This is a genomic window from Achromobacter aloeverae, assembly GCF_004121055.1.
Lineage (GTDB): Bacteria > Pseudomonadota > Gammaproteobacteria > Burkholderiales > Burkholderiaceae_B > Bordetella_C > Bordetella_C aloeverae.
In genome coordinates, this window is record NZ_PYAL01000003.1 from 12,762 (window position 1) to 34,018 (window position 21,257).

Annotated in this window: 19 protein-coding genes and 1 riboswitch; of the genes, 13 read left to right on the top strand and 6 right to left on the bottom strand. The window is 66.8% G+C overall.

The genetic code is table 11. The features are described 5' to 3' along the window. Positions 1 to 210: 210 nt before the first annotated feature. From C7R54_RS11100 to C7R54_RS11120, 5 genes are read left to right on the top strand one after another with little or no spacing between them, the layout of a single operon-like run. A complete protein-coding gene (locus C7R54_RS11100; RefSeq protein ID WP_129150517.1) occupies positions 211 to 1,734 on the top strand; it encodes an efflux transporter outer membrane subunit in 1,524 nt (507 codons plus the stop codon). 12 nt (positions 1,735 to 1,746) lie between these two features. After that, a complete protein-coding gene (locus tag C7R54_RS11105) occupies positions 1,747 to 2,961 on the top strand; it encodes an efflux RND transporter periplasmic adaptor subunit (RefSeq protein ID WP_129150518.1) in 1,215 nt (404 codons plus the stop codon). Next, on the top strand, positions 2,958 to 6,149 hold the full coding sequence (locus C7R54_RS11110; protein WP_129150519.1) for an efflux RND transporter permease subunit: 3,192 nt from the start codon (positions 2,958 to 2,960) through the stop codon (positions 6,147 to 6,149). Before C7R54_RS11105 ends, C7R54_RS11110 begins: the two co-directional genes overlap by 4 nt. Before the next feature lie 48 nt (positions 6,150 to 6,197). After that, entirely contained in the window at positions 6,198 to 6,881 is a 684-nt protein-coding gene (locus C7R54_RS11115) for a heavy metal response regulator transcription factor (RefSeq protein WP_129150520.1), read from the top strand. After that, complete coding sequence (locus C7R54_RS11120) at positions 6,878 to 8,251, top strand: heavy metal sensor histidine kinase (protein WP_129150521.1); 1,374 nt, start codon at positions 6,878 to 6,880, stop codon at positions 8,249 to 8,251. The genes C7R54_RS11115 and C7R54_RS11120 overlap by 4 nt, the downstream gene beginning before the upstream one ends. Positions 8,252 to 8,262: 11 nt before the next feature. On the opposite strand, the gene C7R54_RS11125 is transcribed toward C7R54_RS11120, so the two are convergent. Next, the gene (locus tag C7R54_RS11125; RefSeq protein ID WP_129150522.1) at positions 8,263 to 8,550 is read right to left on the bottom strand and encodes an acylphosphatase; all 288 of its coding nucleotides are present in this window, start codon (positions 8,548 to 8,550) and stop codon (positions 8,263 to 8,265) included. 215 nt (positions 8,551 to 8,765) lie between these two features. On the opposite strand from C7R54_RS11125, the gene C7R54_RS11130 reads away from it, so the two are divergent. Both C7R54_RS11130 and C7R54_RS11135 read left to right on the top strand, forming a co-directional pair. Continuing rightward, complete coding sequence (locus C7R54_RS11130; protein WP_129150523.1) at positions 8,766 to 9,671, top strand: alpha/beta hydrolase; 906 nt, start codon at positions 8,766 to 8,768, stop codon at positions 9,669 to 9,671. Positions 9,672 to 9,807: 136 nt separating this feature from the next. Next, a complete protein-coding gene (locus C7R54_RS11135) occupies positions 9,808 to 10,710 on the top strand; it encodes a phytanoyl-CoA dioxygenase family protein (RefSeq protein ID WP_240039487.1) in 903 nt (300 codons plus the stop codon). A 29-nt stretch (positions 10,711 to 10,739) separates the two neighbouring features. On the opposite strand, the gene C7R54_RS11140 is transcribed toward C7R54_RS11135, so the two are convergent. Continuing rightward, on the bottom strand, positions 10,740 to 12,023 hold the full coding sequence (locus tag C7R54_RS11140; RefSeq protein WP_129150524.1) for an amidohydrolase family protein: 1,284 nt from the start codon (positions 12,021 to 12,023) through the stop codon (positions 10,740 to 10,742). Between the two features lie 183 nt (positions 12,024 to 12,206). Between C7R54_RS11140 and panE the strand changes: the two genes are divergently transcribed. The 3 genes from panE (at position 12,207) to C7R54_RS11155 (ending at position 14,510) form a co-directional block, all read left to right on the top strand. After that, positions 12,207 to 13,133, top strand: a complete 927-nt coding sequence (panE, locus tag C7R54_RS11145) for a 2-dehydropantoate 2-reductase (RefSeq protein WP_129150525.1) — start codon at positions 12,207 to 12,209, stop codon at positions 13,131 to 13,133. A 184-nt stretch (positions 13,134 to 13,317) separates the two neighbouring features. Continuing rightward, positions 13,318 to 13,761: a nuclear transport factor 2 family protein gene (locus C7R54_RS11150; protein ID WP_129150526.1), complete on the top strand. Its 444-nt coding sequence runs from the start codon at positions 13,318 to 13,320 to the stop codon at positions 13,759 to 13,761. Between the two features lie 254 nt (positions 13,762 to 14,015). Then, on the top strand, positions 14,016 to 14,510 hold the full coding sequence (locus C7R54_RS11155) for an Ohr family peroxiredoxin (RefSeq protein ID WP_129150527.1): 495 nt from the start codon (positions 14,016 to 14,018) through the stop codon (positions 14,508 to 14,510). Positions 14,511 to 14,590: 80 nt separating this feature from the next. Here C7R54_RS11155 and C7R54_RS11160 read toward each other — a convergent pair whose 3' ends face one another. Both C7R54_RS11160 and C7R54_RS11165 read right to left on the bottom strand, forming a co-directional pair. Further along, positions 14,591 to 15,595: a LysR family transcriptional regulator gene (locus C7R54_RS11160; protein WP_129150528.1), complete on the bottom strand. Its 1,005-nt coding sequence runs from the start codon at positions 15,593 to 15,595 to the stop codon at positions 14,591 to 14,593. Between the two features lie 143 nt (positions 15,596 to 15,738). Further along, a complete protein-coding gene (locus tag C7R54_RS11165; RefSeq protein ID WP_129150529.1) occupies positions 15,739 to 16,740 on the bottom strand; it encodes a bestrophin family protein in 1,002 nt (333 codons plus the stop codon). Between the two features lie 365 nt (positions 16,741 to 17,105). Here C7R54_RS11165 and C7R54_RS11170 point away from each other — a divergent pair, with 365 nt between their 5' ends. From C7R54_RS11170 to C7R54_RS11180, 3 genes are all read left to right on the top strand, one after another. Continuing rightward, the gene (locus C7R54_RS11170) at positions 17,106 to 17,939 is read left to right on the top strand and encodes an alpha/beta fold hydrolase (protein ID WP_377814721.1); all 834 of its coding nucleotides are present in this window, start codon (positions 17,106 to 17,108) and stop codon (positions 17,937 to 17,939) included. 85 nt (positions 17,940 to 18,024) lie between these two features. Beyond that, on the top strand, positions 18,025 to 18,942 hold the full coding sequence (locus C7R54_RS11175) for an MBL fold metallo-hydrolase (RefSeq protein ID WP_129150531.1): 918 nt from the start codon (positions 18,025 to 18,027) through the stop codon (positions 18,940 to 18,942). Between the two features lie 46 nt (positions 18,943 to 18,988). Then, positions 18,989 to 19,507: a nucleoside 2-deoxyribosyltransferase gene (locus C7R54_RS11180; protein ID WP_129150532.1), complete on the top strand. Its 519-nt coding sequence runs from the start codon at positions 18,989 to 18,991 to the stop codon at positions 19,505 to 19,507. A gap of 120 nt (positions 19,508 to 19,627) precedes the next feature. On the opposite strand, the gene ribB is transcribed toward C7R54_RS11180, so the two are convergent. Then, positions 19,628 to 20,356, bottom strand: coding sequence for a 3,4-dihydroxy-2-butanone-4-phosphate synthase (ribB, locus tag C7R54_RS11185; RefSeq protein WP_129150533.1), 729 nt, complete (start codon positions 20,354 to 20,356; stop codon positions 19,628 to 19,630). Positions 20,357 to 20,463: 107 nt separating this feature from the next. Further along, positions 20,464 to 20,613: riboswitch (FMN riboswitch) on the bottom strand. Positions 20,614 to 20,742: 129 nt separating this feature from the next. Continuing rightward, on the bottom strand, positions 20,743 to 21,246 hold the full coding sequence (locus tag C7R54_RS11190) for an SET domain-containing protein (protein WP_129150534.1): 504 nt from the start codon (positions 21,244 to 21,246) through the stop codon (positions 20,743 to 20,745). Positions 21,247 to 21,257: the final 11 nt, after the last annotated feature.

Below are 21,257 nucleotides of genomic sequence, written 5' to 3' on the forward strand. Positions count from 1 at the left end.
AGCCGGTCCCTACGCGTGTCCGGGAAAGCCCTGATCCGGGTTAATCCTTAGCGGTGGCGGCGGCCGGATTGCAACTGACAGTTTTGTCAGTTTTCCGACAGCGTGGCGTCCGTTCGCGACGCCTACAGTGCGTCATGGCAAGGCCGGCGCCTGGTGGCGCGCGGGCCTCTTTTCTCCCCCGCAACCCCTTCCCGAACCGCGCGCTGCGTCATGACTCCTCCGTTTTGCCGGCCGTCACGCCCACCGGGGCGGCTGAAACCTTTCCCGAAGCTGGCCTGCCCGGCCGCCGTCCTGGCCGCTGTCGTGGTCCTCTCCGGCTGCGCCGCGGGGCCCGACTACGTGCGGCCGGCGATGCAGGTGCCTGTCGCCTATGCCGAGCCCGGCCCTTGGAAGACCGCGGCCCCAAGCCACGTCGACCCCAACGGACGCTGGTGGACGGCGTACGGCGACCCCGTGCTGGATGGCCTGATCGACCAGGCCAACCAGGCCAACCAGGACATCGCTCTGGCGGCCGCGCAGTACCGCCAGGCGCGCGCCGCAGCCGATGCCGCCCGGGCGGCCTTCTGGCCGACGGCGGGCCTCAGCGCCAGCGCCGACCGGGCGCGCGCCTTTTCAAGCGGCACCAACAAGCTGGGCAATGCCCACGCCATCGGCCTGGATGTCAGCTGGGAACCCGACCTGTGGGGCGCCGTGCGGCGGTCGGTCGAGGCCGGCAATGCCACCGCCCAGGCCGGCGCGGCGCAATTGGCGGCCGCGCGCCTGAGCATTCAGGCCACCCTGGCCCAGGACTATTTGCAGCTGCGCGTGACCGACCAGGAAAAGGCCTTGTACGCCCGCACCATCGACGCCTATGAACGCGCGCTGAAACTGACCCGCAGCCAGTACGCGGCGGGCGTGGCGCTGCGGTCGGACGTGGCCCTGGCCGAAGCGACGCTGAACACCACGCGCGCCCAGGCCATCGACCTGGACCAGCAGCGGCGCCAGTTGCAGCATGCGATCGCCATCCTGACCGGCCGCGCGCCGGCGGATTTCACCCTGCCGGCGGATCCGGCCTGGCGTCCCGCGCTGCCGCAGGCGCCGGTGGGCCTGCCTTCGGAGCTGCTGGAACGTCGTCCCGACATCGCGACCGCTGAACGCCAGGCGGCCGCCGCCAACGCCAATATCGGCGTGGCGCGCGCGGCCTACTTCCCGTCGGTGGTGCTCAGCGCGACGGGCGGGTTCACGGGCGGCGGCTTCGGGCCCTGGTTCAATACCCCGGGCCGCATCTGGTCGCTGGGGGCCGCGCTGGCCGAAACCCTGTTCGACGGCGGACTGCGCGCGGCTCGCGATGCGCAGGCGGTGGCCGCCTACGACGCCGCCGTGGCGCAATACAAGCAGACCGTGCTGGGCGGCTTCCAGGAAGTCGAGGACAACCTCGCCACCCTGAGCGTGCTGGCCGACGAAAGCCAGGCGCAGGACCAGGCGGTGAGCGCTTCGCGCCTGTCCGAACAGCTGGCCTTGAGCCAATACCGCGCCGGCACCGTGACCTACCTGAACGTGGTGACGGCGCAGAACCTGACCCTTTCCAACGAGCGCGGCGCGGTCCAGCTGCTGGGCCGCCAACTGGTCGCCAGCGTGGCCTTGATCAAGGCCACCGGCGGCGGCTGGGATGCCTCGCAACTGGGGACGGGCGCAAGCGCGACCCCTGTCGTTTCCGCCACGGCCGCGCCGGCCGGGCAAACCAAACCAGACTGAAGAGGCATCGACATGGCCAAATCTTCGACTCAGCGCCGCGTAGGCGTGGCAACCGGCATCGTGGCCCTGGCGGGCCTGGGCATCGCCTTCTGGGGTATCGGGCACAATGCCGCCGCCGATACGCCGGCGACGCAGGGACCGCCCGTGATGGTGACGTCCACCGCGGTCAAGCGCGCCGATGTGCCCATCTACCTGACGGGCGTCGGGACCGTCACGCCCAACCAGTCGGTGACCGTCAAGGCGCGCGTGGACGGGCAGCTCGACAAGGTAGCCTTCACCGAGGGCCAGGACGTGACGGCCGGGCAACTGCTGGCCCAGATCGACCCGCGCACCTTGCAAGCGCAGCTGGCGCAAGCGCAGGCGCAACAGGCCAAGGACCAGGCGCAGCTGACCAACGCCAACCTTGATCTGCAACGCTATACGCGCTTGAGCAAGGAAGACGCCACCACGCAGCAGACCCTGGATACGCAGCGCGCGCTGGTGGCGCAACTGGACGCGGCGGTGAAGACCGACGCGGCCCAGGTCGCCTACGCCAAGGTGCAGCTGGGCTTCACCACCATTACCGCCCCGATCAACGGACGCACCGGCGCGCGCCTGGTGGACCAAGGCAATATCGTGCACGCGACCGATACCACGGGGCTCGTGGTGATCAACCAGATCGACCCCATCAGCGTGGTGTTCACGCTGCCCGAAGCGCATGTGCCGGATATCAACCAGGCCGCGGCGCACGACCAGCAGGGCCTGCCGGTCACCGCCCTGCGCCGCGACAGCGAACAGGTGCTGGGCAAGGGCAAGCTGGTGCTGGTCAACAACCAGATCGATACCTCCAGCGGCACGGTGCAGTTGAAGGCGTCCTTTCCCAATCCCGAGCATCTGCTGTGGCCCGGCCAGTACGTGAACGCGCGCCTGCGGCTGGGCACGCACACCGGCGCGCTGACCATCCCCGCGCCGGCGGTGCAGCGCAGCCAGACCGGCACCTACGTCTACGTCATCGACGAACATACCGTGGCGCGGATGCAGCCCGTGCACGTCGCCATGATCCAGGATGGCGTGGCCGTCATCGACAAGGGCCTGGCCGCCGGCCAGCGCGTGGTCGTCGATGGACAGTACAAGCTCAAGCCCGGCGTGCGCACCGTGGAAAGCAAGCCCGGCCTCGCGCCGGCGGCCCGCCGCGGCGAGGCCACCGACCTGGCCATGAACCAGGTCGCAGAGGGAGCGGGTGCATGAGTATTTCAGCAGCATTCATCAAGCGCCCGATCGGTACGTCGTTGCTGGCGCTTGCCATCCTGTTGGTCGGTATCGCCGCGTGGCCCTTGCTGCCCGTGGCGCCGCTGCCGCAGGTGGATTTTCCGACCATCCAGGTGACGGTCAACCTGCCCGGCGGCAGTCCGGAAACCATGGCGTCCAATGTGGCGCAGCCCTTGGAGCGGCAGTTCTCGCTGATCGCCGGCCTGTCGCAGATGACCTCGACCAGCGCGCAGAGCCAGACCCAGATCACCCTGCAATTCGACTTGAACCGCAGCATCGAATCGGCAGCCGTGGACGTGCAGGCGGCGATCAACGCGTCTTCCGGACAGCTGCCTTCCAACCTGCCCAACGCGCCCACCTTCCGCAAGGTGAATCCGGCCGACGCGCCCATCCTGTTGCTGGCGGTGCAGTCCGATACCTTGCCGCTGACCGAGGTCAACGACTACGCCGACAACATCCTGGCGCAGCAGATATCGCAGATCGCCGGCGTCGGCCTGGTCAATATCGCCGGCCAGCAGAAGCCCGCCGTGCGCATCCAGGTCGACCCCGACCGCCTGAAGTCCCTCAACCTGAGCCTGGAAGACATCCGCGGCGTCATCGCCAACACCACCGTCAACCAGCCCAAGGGCACGCTGGATGGCCCCGCGCAGAGCTTCACCACGTATACCAACGACCAGCTGACCAAGGCGGCGCAGTGGAACGACATGGTGCTGGCGTACCGCAACGGCGCGCCCATCCGCGTGCGGGACGTGGGCGTGGCGGTGGACGGCCCGGAAAACAACAAACTGGCCGCATGGGCGTTCGCCGGCGCCGCCGCGCCGCCGGGCGAGGGCATCACCAACGGCCGTTCCATCGTGCTGCAGATCAGCAAGCAGCCGGGCGCCAACGTCATCGACACCGTGGACGCGATCCAGGCCGCGCTGCCGCGCCTGCGTGCCGCCATTCCGCCGTCCGTCTCCGTGAATACGGTGATCGACCGCACGCAGAACATCCGGGCCTCGGTCAAGGATGTCGAATTCACGCTGCTGCTCACCATCGGCCTGGTGGTGGTGGTGATCTTCATGTTCCTGCGCAACGTGGCGGCCACCGTGATTCCCTGCATCACCGTGCCGCTGGCCATCCTCGGTACGGCGGGCGTCATGTACGTGCTGGGCTACAGCCTGGACAACCTGTCGCTGATGGCGCTGACGATCGCGGTGGGGTTCGTGGTGGACGACGCCATCGTGATGCTGGAGAACATCTACCGCCACATCGAGGACGGCATGCCGCCCTTGCAGGCGGCCTACCAGGGCGCGGGCGAAATCGGCTTCACCATCATGTCCATCTCGGTGTCGCTGGTTGCCGTGTTCATCCCGCTGCTGTTGATGGGCGGCATCGTCGGCCGGTTGTTCCGCGAGTTCGCGGTCACCGTGACGCTGACCATCGTGGTGTCGGTGATGATCTCGTTGACGCTGACGCCCATGTTGTGTTCGCGCTACCTGAAGAACCAGGGGCACGGTCATCAGCAAGGCCGGCTGGCGCGCTTGTTCGAGGCGGGCTTCGACGCCATGCTCAATGGCTACAAGCGCGGCTTGAAAATCGTGCTGCGCCATCAGTTCATCACCTTGATGACTTTCTTCGCGACCCTGGCGGTGACGGGACTGATGTTCCTCACCATTCCCAAGGGCTTCTTTCCGCAGCAGGACACCGGCTATATCTTCGGCTTCGCGCAGTCGTCGCAGGACTCCTCGTTCGCGGCGATGAACGGGCGCATGCTGGCGCTGGCCGACGTGGTGCGCCAGGATCCGGACGTCGTCAGCTTCGGCATGAACGGCAACCAGTCGCAGTACAACACGGGCAACTTCTACATCAACCTGCGCGCCAAGGACGATGGCCGCACGGCCAGCGCCGACGACGTGATCCGGCGCTTGCGGCCCAAGCTGGCGCAGATCGAAGGCGTGACGCTGTACATGCAGGCGGGCCAGGACATCAACGTCGGCGGCCGCCTCTCGCGCACGCAGTACCAATACACGTTGACGGATTCCAACCTGGACGAGCTCAACGCGTGGGCGCCCAAGCTGGCGACGCGCCTGTCCGAGCTGCCGGAGCTGGCCGACGTCGCCTCGGACCAGCAGAACGCGGCGCCCACCGCCACGCTGGCGATCGACCGCGCGCGCGCCAGCAGCTTCGGCTTCACGCCCGCGCTGATCGACGCGACCATCTACGACGCCATCGGGCAGCGCCAGGTGGCCCAGTACTTCACCCAGCTCAACAGCTACCACGTGGTGCTCGAAGTGACGCCGGCGCTGCAAAAGGATCCCGACATCTTCAGCAAGCTGTACCTGACGTCGCCGCTGACCAACCAGCAAGTGCCGCTATCGACCTTCGTGCGGGTGGACACCGAGAAGACCGGCTACCTGGCCATCAACCACCAGGGGCAGTTCCCCGCCGTCACGCTGTCGTTCAACCTGGCGCCCGGCGCCTCGCTGGGCCAGGCGGTGCAGGCCATCGACAAGGCCAAGGTGGAGATGGGCGTGCCGGGCACGGTGGTCGGCTCGTTCCAGGGCGCGGCGCGGGCCTTCGGCGATTCGCTGCGGACCCAGCCCTACCTGATCGCCGCGGCCCTGATCGCCGTGTACATCGTGCTGGGCCTGCTGTACGAAAGCTATATCCATCCCATCACCATCCTGTCGACGCTGCCGTCGGCGGGCCTGGGCGCCCTGCTGATACTCCGGGCGGGTGGCTATGACCTGTCCGTGATCGCGCTGATCGGCATCATCCTGCTGATCGGCATCGTCAAGAAGAACGGCATCATGATGATCGACTTCGCGCTGCACGCCGAGCGCGAGCGCGGCCTGGCGCCCGTCGATGCCATCTACGAGGCCTGCGTGCTGCGTTTCCGTCCCATCATCATGACCACCATGTGCGCCTTGCTGGGCGGCCTGCCGCTGATGCTGAGCCACGGCCAGGGCGCGGAGCTGCGCCGACCGCTGGGCTACGCGATGGTGGGCGGCTTGCTGGTGTCACAGCTGCTGACGCTGTTCTCGACGCCGGTGGTCTATCTTTATCTGGATCGCGCCCACTATTGGTACATGAATCGCAAGAAGGCGCGCGCCGGCCGCCGGCACGCCATACAGGAACCCGACGGCCAGCAGGCCTTGCCGCGACCGGCCGCGGCGCGGGAATGACGGTGCGCCGTGAATTACAGGTAAAGTGAGCCTCCGGAGCCCGCTATCATGAAAATCCTGATCGTCGAAGACGAAGCCAAGACCGCCGACTATCTGCATAAAGGCCTGACCGAGCAGGGTTGCGCGGTGGACGTGGCCAACAACGGCATCGACGGCCGGCACCTGGCCACGGAACTGGACTACGACGTCATCGTGCTCGACGCGATGCTGCCCGGCATGGACGGCTTCGAAGTGCTGCGGGCGCTGCGCAAGACGCGGCAGACGCCTGTCATCATGCTGACGGCGCGCGACGGCCTGGATGACCGCATCAAGGGTTTGCAGGATGGCGCCGACGATTACCTGGTCAAGCCGTTCTCCTTTCTCGAACTGCTGGCGCGCTTGCAGGCGTTGACGCGGCGCGGCCGCGCGCAGGAGCCGATGCAGCTGCGCATCGGCGACCTGCAGATCGACCTGGCGAGCCGCAAGGCGCAACGCGGGGGCGTGCGCATCGATCTCACCGCCAAGGAATTCGCGCTGTTGGCGGTGCTGGCGCGGCGCAAGGGGGAAATCCTGTCCAAGACCGCCATCGCCGAGCTGGTGTGGGACATGAACTTCGACAGCAACGTCAATGTGGTGGAAGTGGCCATCAAGCGGCTGCGCGCCAAGATAGACGGACCTTTCTCCACGCGCCTGCTGCACACCATACGCGGCATGGGCTACGTGCTGGAGCAGCGCGGGAGCGAGGCGGCGTGAAACGGTCCCTGACGACGCGCCTGGCGGCCATGTTCGCCCTGGTCGCCGTGGTCGCCTTCACCTTGATCGGCGCGGCGCTCTACGCGGTGCTGGACCGCGAGCTGGTGCGCCAGCAGATGGACGTGCTGAACACAACGTCCGGCGAGATGATGTTCTCGCTGACCCGCATGGGCACCACGGAGCGCTGGGCGCGCGGCATGGCCAAGATGGACACCTTGACGCCGGCCGACGGCAGCCTGCGCTTCTGGGTGGTGAGCCCGGACCCGCGCTTCAGCTACGGCAAGGACGCGGCCGAGCTGGCCGAAATCGCCCAGCTGGACGAGGGCTACGACGAAGTGGTGCTGCCCGGGCGCGACCGTCCCATGCGCACGTTCACGCGCACGGTCGACGGGCTGGAGCAGCGCCCCGAGGTCAAGTTCGTCGTCGGCATCGCCACCGAGCCTTATGTGCATACGCTGCACACCTTCGTCATCGCGCTGGCCGCGCTGCTGCTGGCGGCGGTGCTGGTGATCATGCTGCTGTGCCAGTGGATGGCTTCGGTGGGCCTGCGCCCGCTCAAGCGGCTGTCCAGCGAGGCGCAGGAGCTCAGCCCGGCGCATCCGGAGCAACGGTTGCGCGCGACCAGCCTGCCCGTTGAGCTGGACGACCTCGCGCACACGTTCAACGGCGCGCTGGACCGCCTGCAATCCGCCTACACGCAGCTGGAAGCCTTCAACGCCGACGTGGCCCACGAGTTGCGCACGCCCCTGACCAACCTCATCGGCCAGACCCAGGTGGCGCTGGCGCGCCCGCGCAGCGCCCAGGAGCTGGAGGAAACGCTGCAATCGAACCTGGAAGAGCTGGATCGCCTGCGCGCCATCGTCAACGACATGCTGTTCCTGGCGCGTGCGGACCGGGGCGAGGCGGCCACGGGGCTGGTCAACACCGTCGTCGCCGACGAGGTGGGCAAGACCATCGAGTTCTTCGAGTTCGTGCTGGACGACCTGGGTCTGACGGTGGTCGTCGAAGGCGATATCGACGCCGTGGCGCCCATGGACCGCGCGCTGTTCCGGCGGGCGGTCACCAACCTGCTGCAGAACGCCATTCAGCACACCCGGGGCGGCACGCGCATCGTGGTGCGGCTGGAGCGCCAGGCAGGCGGCGTCAGCGTGACGGTTTCCAATCCGGGCGAACCCATAGACGCGGCGCACCTGCCGCGGTTGTTCGATCGCTTCTACCGGGTCGATGCCGCGCGCAACGATCATGGCGCCGCCCACGGCCATGGCCTGGGCCTGGCCATCGTCAAGGCCGTGGCCGGCATGCATGGCGGCAGGGTGTTCGCGTTCAGTGCGGACGGCAGCACGGCCATCGGCTTCAACCTGCCGCGGTAGGGACTCCCGGACTACAACTGCTGGAAGCTTCCGTAGCGCTTGTCGATGAACTGGCGTTCGGTTTCGATCCCGCGCACGACGGCGCCCGGAGGACCGCGGCCCAGCCATTCCAGCATGGCGTCGACCTGCTCGGCCGTACCCTGCACCAGCGCCTCGACCGTGCCGTCCTCCAGGTTCTGGACCCAGCCGGTGGCGCCCACCATGTGCGCGCGCCTGACGGTGGACATGCGGAAGCCCACGCCCTGCACTTTGCCGCGGACGTGGACATGGACGGTTTCGATATGGGGTTCGCTCGCCATTGCTGTATTCGGTGTTGAAAACGGAAGACACCTGCATTCTTTCATATCCGGGCGGCGCCCGTGTTGCGGGCCGGGCGCCGTCCGGGCGCGGGATTAGTCGCCTGGCGGAAATAGTCTAGTCACCGATGCCGGGTTTATCACGGGGCTGGCATTACCTATGCTAACCGCATTGTCAATTCGCCCATTTTTGCTTTTGGGGCAATGGTTTACGCATTATGTCCTCCCCTCGTCCCGAGGCCCTCGCGGGCGTCGACGCGGCCGCCTGCGGTCGCATCGCGGCAGATCTTCCCGACCCTCCGAGCCCGGCCGTGCGCTTCTATGGCCGCCGCCGCGCCGATGGTCCCACCCCCCTGATCGTCCACTTCCACGGCGGCGCCTTCAATTCCGGCTCGCTGGACAGCGGCGGCAAGGTCGGCGCCCTGCTGGCCGCCGCCGGCGCCGTGGTGCTGTCGGTTGACTATCCGCTCGCGCCCGAGCATCCCTTCCCCGCCGCGGCCGAGGCCGGTCATGCCGTCCTGGAATGGGCGCACCGGCATCGCCGCCTGCTGGGCGGCCGCGGCAGTCCGCTCTTCGTGGCGGGCGAGGAAGCCGGCGGCAACATCGCCGCCGCCACCGCGCTGATGGCGCGCGACCGGGGCGGCCCCGAACTGGCCGGCCAGATCCTGCTGTCGCCCATGCTGGACGCCTGTATGGGCACGGCGTCCATGCGCGACGCCCATGCCAGCCCGCAAGCCACGCACTGGGCCGATGGCTGGAAGCAGTACCTGCCCTGTTATTGCGATGCGAGCCATCCTTATGCCGCCCCCCTGGTCAACACCCGGCTGGCCGGCCTCGCCCCCATGCTGCTGTTGACCGCCCGCGACGACCCCTTGCGTGACGAGGTGGCCCATTACGCCCGGCGCGCGCGCCAGGCGGGCGTGCGCGTGACGCAGGCGGTCGTGGCAGGCGCCCGCGATTGGCCGGCTGCGCTGGCCGGGGCGGCAGGCGCGCCGGCCGCATGGGACGACGAGGTGCTGGCACAGGTCTTTACGTTTCTCATCACCCATCCGCCCGGGACGGCATCGGCCGCGCGACCTAGTCCGGCTTCCGCCACGACGCGGTCCGGCGCCGCGCGCGGGTGAACGGGTGGCCGAGGGCCGGTCTTGCTACGGCCCTTGCACTAGGCGAGACGAGCGATAGTTGCAACAGAAGGCAAGGTCTACCTTAGCGGCGACGACCATCCGATTCCGGCTGGTTCCATGAAAGCGGAGCTGCAAGGTGAAAGAGCCTCTCCCATTATCGGCAGGCGTGACCTCCGAATACGAGAAGAACGGATATATCTCCATCGAAGCAATGTGCCCGCCCGAGGAGGTGCTGGCCATCCGGCAGACGCTGATGCGCATGTTCGAGAACCGGACCGGATACAACGAGGGCGCGCAGTATGATTTTTCCAGCCGCGACGATCCGGACAAGCCGCAGGTTTTTCCCAGCCTGCACGATCCCTCCCACTATGCGCCGGAATTGCTCAAGACGGAGTATCACAAGCGGGCCCTGGCGATCGCGCGCCAGCTGCTGGGCGAAGACGCCGCGCTGTATGGCGAGCACGCCCTGCTCAAGCCGGCGCGCTTCGGCCCGGAAACACCCTGGCACCAGGACGAGGCCTTCCGTTCGCCCGACTTCGAATACCGCGAACTGAGCATCTGGCTGGCGCTGCAACCGGTCGGCGCGGTCAACGGGTGCATGCAGTTCATCCCGGGGTCGCATAAGCAGGACGTGCTGGAGCATCGATCGCCGGGCTACGACAAGGCCCTGCATCCCCTCGAATGCTGCGCCGATTTCCCGCGCGACCAGGCCGTGGCCGTGCCCTTGCCTGCGGGGGGATGCACCATCCACGACATGCGCACGCTGCACTACACCGCGCCCAATACCTCGGATGCGCCGCGCCTGGCCTATATCCTGATTTTCAACGTCCCGCCGACCTACAAGCCGGGCCTGCGCGAATTCCCGTGGCTGGAGGGGCGCCGCACGGACAGCCAGGTGCGCAAGCGCGAATGGCATCGCCGGGGCGGCATCGCGGTGGAGGTCATGCGGCGCCTGCCACGGGCGCGGCTGACCAGCGGCAAATGGGTGGCCTGGGCCGCCATCCGCGCCGTCAGCAAGGTGTGGAACCGTCCCCGGTAGGGGCCCGGCAGGCGGCCTTCGGCAGGTGGTCAGCTACGCGGCGCCATGAAGGACACCGCTTCCGGCCGCCCGTCGAGATGCAGCGTCGCCGTGGCCGGCGGCGTGCTGGCCACGACCTTGCCGGCGCGCATGACCATCAGCCGGGTGGCGCGCAGGCGCAGCGCCTCCACCGGATCGCGCGCCTGCAGCAGCACCAGGTCGGCGCGCTTGCCGACGTCCAGGCCGGTATCGTCCAGGCCCAGGATGCGCGCCGGCGTGTCGGTGACGGCATGGAAACAGGCTCGCATGGCGTCCTGCCCCGTCATCTGCGCGACATGCAGTCCCATGTGCGCGACCTCCAGCATGTCGCCGCTGCCCAGGCCGTACCAGGGGTCCATCACGCAGTCGTGGCCGAAGGCCACGGGCACGCCGGCCGCCAGCAGTTCCGGCACGCGCGTCATGCCGCGCCGCCTGGGGTAGCTGTCGTGGCGGCCTTGCAGCGTGATGTTGATGAGCGGGTTGGCGATGGCCGCCACGCCGGCCTCGGCGATCAGCGGAATCAGCTTGGAAGCGTAGTAGTTGTCCATGGAGTGCATGGACGTCAGGTGCGAGCCCGTCACGCGGCCTTGCAGGCCCAGCCGTTGCGTGTGGTAGGCCAGGGTCTCGATATGGCGCGATAGCGGATCGTCGCTTTCGTCGCAATGCATGTCCACGCGCAACCCGCGTTCGGCCGCCAGTTCGCACAGCACGCGCACGGATTCGGCGCCATCCTGCATGGTGCGTTCGAAATGCGGAATGCCGCCCACGACATCCACGCCCATGTCCAGGGCCCGTTTCAGGTTGTCGAGGGCGCCGGGCGCGCGCAGCACGCCGTCCTGGGGAAACGCCACCAATTGCAGGTCCAGGTATGGGCGCACGCGTTCGCGCACGTGCAGCAGCGCTTCCGCCGCCAGCAGCCGCGGGTCGCATACGTCGACATGGCTGCGGATGGCGAGCAGGCCCTTGGCGACCGCCCAGTCGCAATAGGCCAGCGCGCGTTCGACCAGGGCGTCCTGGGTCAGCAGGGGCTTGAGCTCGCCCCATAGGGCGATGCCCTCCAGCAGGGTGCCGGACGCGTTCACGCGCGGCTGGCCGTAGGACAGCGTCGAGTCCATGTGGAAATGCGCATCGACGAAAGGCGGCGACACCAGCTGCCCGGCGGCGTCGATGGTATGGCCGGCGGATATGTCCAGCGCGGGCCCGATGGCGGCGATCCGCCCCCCGGAGATGGCGATGTCCACGCCCGTGCGCCCGTCGGGCAGGTGGCAGTTCTTCAACAGGCAATCGACCGGCATGCGCTCCTCCTGGTGTCATGGGCGTGGACAGCTTATCGGGCCTGCGCAGGCCGGGCAACCGATTCAGGGGGGCGAGGCCGCGGCGCCCGCCCGGTCCGGGGCCCGGCGGCCGGCGCGCGGACGGCGCATAATCCCGGTTTGTGTGTATGGGCGCGCACGGCGCCCCGCAATCCGGAGGCAGATATGCGTATGTTGTTCCTGGGCGCCGGCGGTACCGGCGGATATTTCGGCGGCCGCGCGGCCGAGGCCGGTCTCGATGTCACGTTCCTGGTGCGCGAGCCGCGCGCCGCCCGCCTGCGCGAACAGGGCCTGCGCATCAAGAGCCCGGTCGGCGACAGCGTGGTGCATCCTGCGCTGGTCACCGCCGAGACCCTGGACGGCCACTATGACATCGTGGTGCTGGGCTGCAAGTCCTATGACCTGGACAGCGCGATGGACGCCATTGCCCCGGCGATGGGCCCGGATTCCGCGGTGCTCCCCATCATGAACGGCCTGTCGCATTTCGAGGCCCTGGAACAGCGGTTCGGGCCGCGGCGTGTGCTGGGCGGCCTGTGCCAGATCATCGCCACCCTGGGGCCGGACGGCGAGGTCGTGCAGATGGGCAAGAACGCCACCCTGGTGTTCGGCGAAAGGGCCGGCGACCCGCGCAGCGCCCGCTGCCTGACCCTGGAAAGCGCGCTGGCCAAGGCCAACTTCACGTCCAGGCTCAGTACGGCCATACACCAGGAGAACTGGGAGAAATTCGTCTTCCTGTGCACGCTCGCGGCCGCGACCTGCCTGATGCGCGGTCCCGTGGGCCTGATCGTGCGCAGCGACGACGGCGCGGACATCATCCTGTCCATGCTGGCCGAGACGCAGGCCATCGCGGCCGCGTCGGGGTTCAAGGTACGGCCCGACGCGGACGCGTCGGCGCGCAAGGTCCTGTCCGATCGGGACAGCACCGTTACCGCGTCCATGTTCCGCGACCTCAGCCAGGGGCTGCGCGTGGAAGCCGACCACATCGTCGGCGACATGGTCAAGCGCGGCGCCGCGCTGGGCATCGATACGCCCTACCTGCGCGTGGCCTACAGCCATCTGCAGGTCTACCAGGCGCAACGCGCCGCGCATTGACCCCTGTCGGGGTGCGCCGGACTGTGGCGGAAATGCCAATGTCCGGCGCATCACGGATGGTGAGGGTGGCGGACGGCGGATGGTGGTGTCACAAGTCCGTCTAATTATTTGTAAACTGGCACGTTCCTCGGCCCGGGCGGCCTCGCTCCGGCCATCACTTGCCTAGGGAACTGGCCCGGGAATCATGAAACTGCAATCGATAGTCGCGGGTACCGTGCTGGCGGTCGGACTGCTCGGCGGGGCGAATGCCGCCAATGGCAGCAGCAAGGAAGTGGTGCTGGCTTATTACCGCATGATGTTCCAGGACAAGGATGTCGAGCAGGCGATGAGCACCTACGTCAACAAGAACCTGATACAGCACGATCCCTACCTGGGCGACGGCGCGGCGGCCATGACGGACTTTTTCGTGCCTTATTACGAGCAGCATCCCCAGGCCAGCGCCGAAATCAAGCGCGTGGTGTCGGAAGGCGACATCGTGGTCGTGCATGCCTTGTGGAAGGAAACGCCCGAAGACGTGGGCCAGGCCGTCGTCGACATCTTCCGCGTCGAGAACAGCAAGATCGTCGAGCATTGGAATGTCAGCCAGGACATTCCGGATAACCCCGCCAACAAGAACACGATGTTCTGAGCGCCGCGCGGCCGGCGGCCGGGTCGTCCGGCCGTGCGCGGCGGGACGCGCTGATTCGGGCGGCCCATTGTCGCCTTTCCGGCAACGCCGTGCGTCTTCGGACGCGCCTACCGCGGCATGCCCTATCGACCTAGGATAAGGGCGTGGTGCAGGATGCCCCTTGCCGCCCGCAAGAGCGCGGCGGGACTGCAAGCCCCCCAGGCGCCCGCGGGGCGAGCCGTGCCGGGCACCAGTACAAGGGCAATAGGATACTTATGAGCTTGCTGCAGCCTCCCCCGCAGACCCTACTCGACAAATACCGGGGCGAGGACTTCCGCGCCGTGTATACGACCAGTGTCACCGTGCGGGGCGGCGAGGCCGCGCACGGGCGCGCGTCCGGCATTGCCACGTCGGATGATGGCGCGTTGAACCTGGATCTTCGCCTGCCGACCGTAATGGGCGGCCCGGGCGGAGGCACGAACCCCGAGCAGCTCTTTGCCGCCGGTTATGCGGCGTGTTTCCACGGCGCGCTCAGCATGCTGGCCGGGCGCGCCGGCCTCTCGATACCCGACGCGACCGTGACGGCGACCATTTCATTTGGCCGCGACCCGGTGGACGGCCTGTTTTCGCTGACGGCCAACGTCGATATCCACCTGCCCGGCGTGGACAAGCCCGTGGCCGAGGAACTGGTACGCAATACCGAGCGCCTGTGCCCCTACTCCAAGATGGCCCAGGGCGGTATCGAAAGCGTGGTGGCGCTGACGCAGTAGCAGCAACTGCCGCGATAACAGTAGCCCTGCCTGCGCGCAACGTTGGCGGCAGCCTCGCCCCGACCTCGAACTCGGCCCCTTCAGGCCTGCTTCAACAGCAGGCTGTCGAATATCTGCAGGTCCAGAGCGCGGATCCGCTCGGTCATATAGTCGATGAATACACGCATGCGCCCGGGCAGGTGCTGACGGCTCATGAAGCACAGGTAATGCCCCCGATCCTCGGGCGCGTATTGCGGCAGGCAGGCGACCAGGGTCCCGGCGCGCAGGTGCCGGCAGACCTGATAGCCCGCCATTTGCGCAATGCCATGGCCTTCCAGCACCGATTGCAAGACCAGATCGGCATCGTTGAAGGTGAGCATGGCGGCGGGCGTGACCTTGCGCAGGTGGCCGCCGACCTTGAACTCCCATTCATACATGCGCCCGGACGCCTGCCGGAAATTCACGCAACGATGGTTGTAAAGCTCCTCGACGGTCTGCGGCAAGCCGTGCGCGGCAGCGTACTCCGGCGACGCGCATAGCATCATCTGCATGGGTATCACCTTCTTGGCGATCACCTGGCTGTCTTCCATGCGGCCGTCGCGAAACGCCACATCGACGCGGTCCGTGGTGAAATCAGTGGCGCCGTCGTCCAGTAGCAATTCCACCGAGATGTTCGGGTTGGCTTCGCGGAATCCCTTGAGAAGCGGTGCGATGACGTTGCGGCCAAAGCCCACCGTCGAGCGCACGCGCAACTGGCCGGCCGGCGGGCCCTCGCGCAATTCGCGCATTTCATCCAGGGCCTGGATGATGCGGGCCACCCCGGGATGGCAGCGCTCATAAAAACGCTCGCCTTCGGACGTGAGCGACGTGCTGCGCGTCGTACGGACGAATAAGCGGGTGCCCAACTGGTCTTCCAGTTTCTGCACGCTGCGGCTGACCGCCGAGCGGCCGATGCCCAGGCGGTCACCGGCCTTGGCGAAGTTGCCTTCGGTCGCCACCGCGATGAAGGCCATGACGCCGGCGTAACTGGTCGCGAAGCTGTCGGCCAGGGAATCCGGGTAATTGGGCATGGAAGTGACCGGCGAGACGGAGACGGATGTCGACATGGTGGCGGCGCACGTGGTGGTTGATCGTACCCACTAAGACGGCGGAGCAAGCAATTTTGTGACATCGCCCCGGAAAATATTTTCCGCAACACACCATGCCGCGATCGCCCGCCCTGCACGACGGGGATCTACGCGAAGCCGAGCTACAGCACAATCACATCGGCGGACATCCCGGGCAGGTCGACACGCCCCTGCATCTGCTTCAGGTCCCGCTCGATCATCGTGCTGAGACGGCTGATCGGGACATCGTTGGCGCTGCCTTCAAAGGGATTCTCCGTACTTTCGCCCACCTGCTCCAGGGACAGGTAGATCCACGAGATGATCAGGCTGAATGGCACGGCCAGCCATACCATGCGGTCATGCAGGATGCCGGCCATGTCCTGGCCCATCTGGGCGAACTGGCCCATCAGGCCCACAGGCAGCACTACGCAGAAGGCACGCACGAACAAGGTATTGATGATGGCGTATTGGCGCGGATAAGGGAAATTCTTGAGCCGCTCGGCCTGGCCCTGCTGGTCCAGCAGGTCCCTGATACGGCTGTTGAACTCGGCGTACTCCGACGCGGTGATGGCCTCCTCGTCCAACAGCTCCCTCACGGCGCGGCCCTGCATCGCCAGCACCTGCATTGCCTTGCTGTCGGCATGCCGCAAGGCCGTCACTTCTTCCTGCGACAAGTGGGCGGACAGGGCGGTCTCCAGCGCCACGGCGCGCTCCGGAATCACATATCGCTTGCGATATTCCCTGTTCGGCCGGTTGTCCGAACTTTCCCAGGGACGCGCCTCCCGTAACTGATAACGCAGCGCCGTCAACCAGGCCAGGTGGCGCCGCAGCAGGGTTTCGGCGCGCGCGTCATCATCGACATACTCCCGGCTGATGATGCCCCAGTAGCGGCTCGCGCTCACGATATTCATCCAGATCCTTTGCGCTTCGATCGTGCGCGCGTAGGTCTGCACGTTCTTGAAGCCGACGACGAAGGTGGTAGCCGTGCCCAGCAGCGACACTACCGGCAATGGCAGCGTCAGCCATGTCATTCCGGCGTATTCATACAGCAGCACGGGCGCGAGGCTCAACGCCAATAGCGCGTAGATGCTCCTGCGCGTCCAGATCACGAACTCGCCCAGGCGGTAAGCCTTTCCCAGATGCATGGTGCCCGTCCCGCGCCATCGAGGCGCTATGTCGAATATTCGGCAAGCCATGCTAGAGGCGTCCCGCTGCCGACGGTAGCCCTGCCTGCGTACGCACCGCGTTGCCGTGGCGACAACAATCGGCTCACGCAATTGGTGCGCATCGAACAACAGCGTGCTGCGCGTCCGGGCGCTACCGAGCATCTCGCAGCAACCCTACGATGCCTTCCACATCTTCCCAACCCCCGGAGGTCATCGTGAACGAATCGCACAGCCCCGCCCGCCGCGGCCTGCTTGCCAGCAGTGCTGCCCTGGCGGCCGGCGCCTTCTCCCTTTCCGCCGAAGCCGGCGTACAACGCAGTCTCCAAACCGACCGGAGCACGATCATGGCCAGCAATATCTTTATCACCAAGGATGGCACCCAGATCTACTACAAGGACTGGGGTGACGGCCCGGTCGTCACTTTCTCGCACGGCTGGCCGCTCAATGCCGATGCCTGGGACGGGCAGATGCATTTCCTGGCGCGCAACGGGTTCCGGGTCATTGCGCATGACCGGCGCGGACATGGCCGCTCGTCGCAGCCCTCCGCCGGCAACGACATGAACACCTATGCCGATGACCTGGCGCAACTGATCGAAGCGCTGGACATCAAGCACATCACGATGGTCGGCCACTCCACCGGCGGCGGCGAGGTGGTGCGCTACATCGGCCGCCACGGCACCCGGCGTGTTGCCAAGGCCGTGCTCATCGGCGCGGTACCGCCCGTGATGTTGAAGTCGGCCGCCAACCCGGAAGGCCTGCCCATCGACGTATTCGACGGCATTCGTGCCGGCGTGGCGGGCGACCGCTCGCAGTTCTACAAGGAACTGGCCATTCCCTTCTACGGCGCCAATCGCGCCGGCGCCAAGGTGTCGCAGGGCATGCTGGATCAGTTCTGGCTGTGGAGCATGCAAAGCGGTCAGAAGAATGCCTATGAATGCGTAAAGGCATTCTCCGAAACGGATTTCACCGAAGACTTGAAAAAGATCGATGTGCCCACCCTGTTCATGCACGGCGAGGACGACCAGATCGTGCCGGTCCGCGATTCTGCGAAGAAGGCCGCGCGCCTGGTGAAGAACGCGCAGGAGATCTACTACCCCGGCGCATCGCATGGGCTCACCGCCACCCTGCAAGACCGCGTCAATGCCGACCTGCTGGCCTTCATCCTCGCCACGGCATGAGGCGTCGCCTTTTGCCTCTTCCTCTTTCGCTGTTTCCTTTCTCGCTGCCAGCTTCCACGCTGCCAGTTCTTACGGAGATTTCGCCATGCTCGCCATAGACCAACCCTTCCACGCCGACAGCCAGCAAGCCGTCGACCTTGTTCCGTCCCGTTATGCCTTGCGCATCGGAGAGATAGACGCGATGGTGATCAGCGACGGCGTGCTGCCGCTGCCCACCGCAACGATGGCCACCAACGCCGACCCGGCCGACCTGGCCAACTGGCTGGACCATATGTTCATGCCGCCGGACGCTTTCGATTGGCCCCTTAACGTGATGGTCGCCCGGAGCGCAAAGCAGACCATCCTCATCGACGCGGGACTGGGCGGACAATTCTCCGGCTTCCCGCGTGCCGGGCAATTCCCCCAGCGGCTGGCGTCCGCGGGCATCCCCCTGGAGTCCGTGACCGATGTCATCATCACGCATATGCACATGGATCACGTGGGCGGCCTGCTGGTGCCCGGCGTGAAGGAGCGCCTTCGTAAGGATGTGCGCATCCACGTCAACGCTACCGAAGTGGCTTTCTGGACGTCGCCTGACTTCTCGCGGACCGTCATGCCCAAGCCGGTGCCGGCGGTGCTGCGCTCGACCGCCACGAGCTTCTATAGCGAATACCGCGACCGCTTGCATGTTTTCGACGATACGAAGGAAGTGGCGCCGGGCGTAGTGGTCCGCCACACCGGCGGCCATACGCCAGGGCACAGCGTGGTCGACCTGATCTCGGGTGGCGAGCGCCTGACCTTCGCGGGCGACGCCATGTTTCCGGTTGGCTTCGATCATCCCGAATGGCACAACGGATTCGAGCATGATCCCGAGAAATCCGCCCGCGTTCGTATCGGCCTCTTCCGGGAGCTTGCCGAGAACCGCGGACTGCTGGTGGCCGCCCATCTGCCGTTCCCCTCGGTCGGCCGGGTGGCGGTCGACGGCGATGTCTTTCGCTGGGTGCCGGTAATCTGGGATTATTGATCGCCCGCGCATACGTTCAATGCGTCCTTTTTCAGGGGAGCGTCCCATGCCTTTTCGTATTTATCTCGCCGGTTTCGATGTCTTCCGTCCCGACGCCCTTGCCCATGGCCGGGCGCTCCAGGTGCTTTGCGCGGAGGTGGGCATCGAAGGACTGTATCCCCTGGACCACCAGGCGCCGGCCGACCTGGCCGGTCCAGACCTGGCCCGCTGGATCTATTGCGCCAATGTGCGGCTGATCCAGTCCGCCGACGGCGTCATGGCCAACCTGAATCCCTTTCGCGGCGCCGAGCCCGATTCCGGCACGGCCTTCGAGGTGGGCTATGCCATCGCGCTGGGCAAGCCGGTCTGGGCCTATACCGGGCAGGGCGGCAGCGTGGTCGAACAAGTCAGCGTCGGCCAGGCCAGCGACGCCCATGGCACGCGGTATGTCGATGACCAGGGCTATACGGTCGAGGATTTCGGGATGAACCTGAACCTGATGCTGGCGTGCAGCGCGACGGTGGTGGTGGGCGACGCGCGGGCTTGCCTGCGGCGCATCGCCCAGGATGTCGGCAGCGCTGGATGAGGATCGACCTAGGCCGGTTGGCGGGGGAACCTGCCCGATCCGCGGCCCACGTCTCGGCGAAGCGCGGGGCGCGGATCCGCTAGTGGTCAGGCAGGGACCCGCAGCGGACCCCGCAGGCGATCAGGCCGCGACGGCCTGATCCGCGTCGATGGCCCTGGCCTCTTGTCCCGCGCCGGCTAGCAGCAGGCCGCGGCGGTAGTCGGCCAGTTCGGCGATGGTCAGGCCGACCAGCCCGTGATTGGCGGCATAACGCTCCAGCGCGGCGCCGCGCATCATGGTGCCGTCGGCATTCATCAGTTCGCACAGGACGGCGGCGGGGCGCAGGCCGGCCAGGATGGCCAGGTCCACCGATCCTTCGGTATGGCCGCGGCGGGTCAGTACGCCGCCGGGTTGGGCGCGCAGGGGGAAGACGTGGCCCGGGCTGACGATATCGTCGGGCCGGGCGTGCGGCGCGATGGCGGCGCGGATGGTGGTGACGCGGTCCTGCGCCGAGACGCCGGTGCTCACGCCTTCGCGGGCCTCGATGGAAACGGTGAAGGCGGTGCCGTGGCGGCTGCCGTTGTCGCGCACCATCTGCGGCAGTTGCAGGTGATCCAGGGTTTCGTCGGGCAGGCACAGGCAGACGATGCCGCTGCCGTCGCGGATCAGCTGTGCCATGACGGGCACGGTCAGCTTGTCGGCGGCGACGATGAGGTCGGCTTCGTTCTCACGGTCGAAGTCATCCATCACGATGACGGGGCGGCCGATGCGCAGATGGTGCAAGGCACGGGTCAGGCGCAGGGAAAAGGGCTGTGCGTCCAGGGCCGGAGCGGCTGACGTGGCGGGAAGGGAATGTTGAAGCTGGGACATTGAAACGCTCTCGCAAGGTAAGGGGGCGAAAAACGTTCCAGGGCAAAGAACCGTATGCGCAAGCCGCGCGCAGGCCCATGAGGCCCGACTAAGGGATGCGTATGCCGGCACATCTTCTCTCATCCGGACTATTACCGTCGGCTCTGGAGTTGGACCAGATCTGCTGACTCCGGCCGATACGGCGCCGGACGCTCGCGGGCTCGCCGCTTTCGCGGCCTACCGCCGGTGGGGACTTGCACCCCGCCCTGAAGACGTACTGCATGCCGCCCGGAAAGGACAGCATGCGAAACATTGTACGCCCGTGGAAGGGGCGATGGCGGGAAGTCCCCCCTGCCGGCAGGGGTGGAAGCTTATATAAATCTTTATAAGTCTATGCGCGGCGCTTATTAATCGGCCTCGGCCTTTTTCTTGTTCTTCCGCTTCTTCTCGGGCAGGGCCAGCATGGTGCCGCGGCATTCCGGGGCGCCGCAAAGACACTTGTAGCCTTCCTTCAGGGACTTGGTGATCTTGCCGTCGAGGACCAGGCCGTAGTCGTACACCAGCTCTTCGCCACGCGCCAGGTCGCGCAGTGCGACGATGTACACCCGTTTGCCGCCCTTGCCTTCCTGCGCCTCGCAGTTCGGCGCGCAGCTGTGGTTGATCCAGCGCGCATCGTTGCCGTCCACGCCGCCGTCGATGACCTTGCCGGAGGTGATGGAGAAGAAGAAGGTATGGAAAGGGTCGTCGGGGTTGGTCGGATGGCGGCGGTCCGCCTCCTTCGCGCTGATGCGTTCGCCGCCGTATTCGATGATGCGGGTGCCCGCCGGGATCTTGCGCGCGGCGAAGACGCCGTTGCCGTGCAGCTTGGAGCGTCGCACCACGTGCCAGGGTTTGGGAGTGTCGGTGGTCATGGACAGCCAGG

Coding starts and splice junctions, on each gene's coding strand:
- C7R54_RS11100 (WP_129150517.1), top strand. CDS start 211: ATGACTCCTCCGTTTTGCCGGCCGTCACGCCCACCGGGGCGGCTGAAA.
- C7R54_RS11105 (WP_129150518.1), top strand. CDS start 1,747: ATGGCCAAATCTTCGACTCAGCGCCGCGTAGGCGTGGCAACCGGCATC.
- C7R54_RS11110 (WP_129150519.1), top strand. CDS start 2,958: ATGAGTATTTCAGCAGCATTCATCAAGCGCCCGATCGGTACGTCGTTG.
- C7R54_RS11115 (WP_129150520.1), top strand. CDS start 6,198: ATGAAAATCCTGATCGTCGAAGACGAAGCCAAGACCGCCGACTATCTG.
- C7R54_RS11125 (WP_129150522.1), bottom strand. CDS start 8,550: ATGGCGAGCGAACCCCATATCGAAACCGTCCATGTCCACGTCCGCGGC.
- C7R54_RS11130 (WP_129150523.1), top strand. CDS start 8,766: ATGTCCTCCCCTCGTCCCGAGGCCCTCGCGGGCGTCGACGCGGCCGCC.
- C7R54_RS11140 (WP_129150524.1), bottom strand. CDS start 12,023: ATGCCGGTCGATTGCCTGTTGAAGAACTGCCACCTGCCCGACGGGCGC.
- panE (WP_129150525.1), top strand. CDS start 12,207: ATGCGTATGTTGTTCCTGGGCGCCGGCGGTACCGGCGGATATTTCGGC.
- C7R54_RS11150 (WP_129150526.1), top strand. CDS start 13,318: ATGAAACTGCAATCGATAGTCGCGGGTACCGTGCTGGCGGTCGGACTG.
- C7R54_RS11155 (WP_129150527.1), top strand. CDS start 14,016: ATGAGCTTGCTGCAGCCTCCCCCGCAGACCCTACTCGACAAATACCGG.
- C7R54_RS11160 (WP_129150528.1), bottom strand. CDS start 15,595: ATGTCGACATCCGTCTCCGTCTCGCCGGTCACTTCCATGCCCAATTAC.
- C7R54_RS11165 (WP_129150529.1), bottom strand. CDS start 16,740: ATGCATCTGGGAAAGGCTTACCGCCTGGGCGAGTTCGTGATCTGGACG.
- C7R54_RS11170 (WP_377814721.1), top strand. CDS start 17,106: ATGGCCAGCAATATCTTTATCACCAAGGATGGCACCCAGATCTACTAC.
- C7R54_RS11175 (WP_129150531.1), top strand. CDS start 18,025: ATGCTCGCCATAGACCAACCCTTCCACGCCGACAGCCAGCAAGCCGTC.
- C7R54_RS11180 (WP_129150532.1), top strand. CDS start 18,989: ATGCCTTTTCGTATTTATCTCGCCGGTTTCGATGTCTTCCGTCCCGAC.
- ribB (WP_129150533.1), bottom strand. CDS start 20,356: ATGTCCCAGCTTCAACATTCCCTTCCCGCCACGTCAGCCGCTCCGGCC.
- C7R54_RS11190 (WP_129150534.1), bottom strand. CDS start 21,246: ATGACCACCGACACTCCCAAACCCTGGCACGTGGTGCGACGCTCCAAG.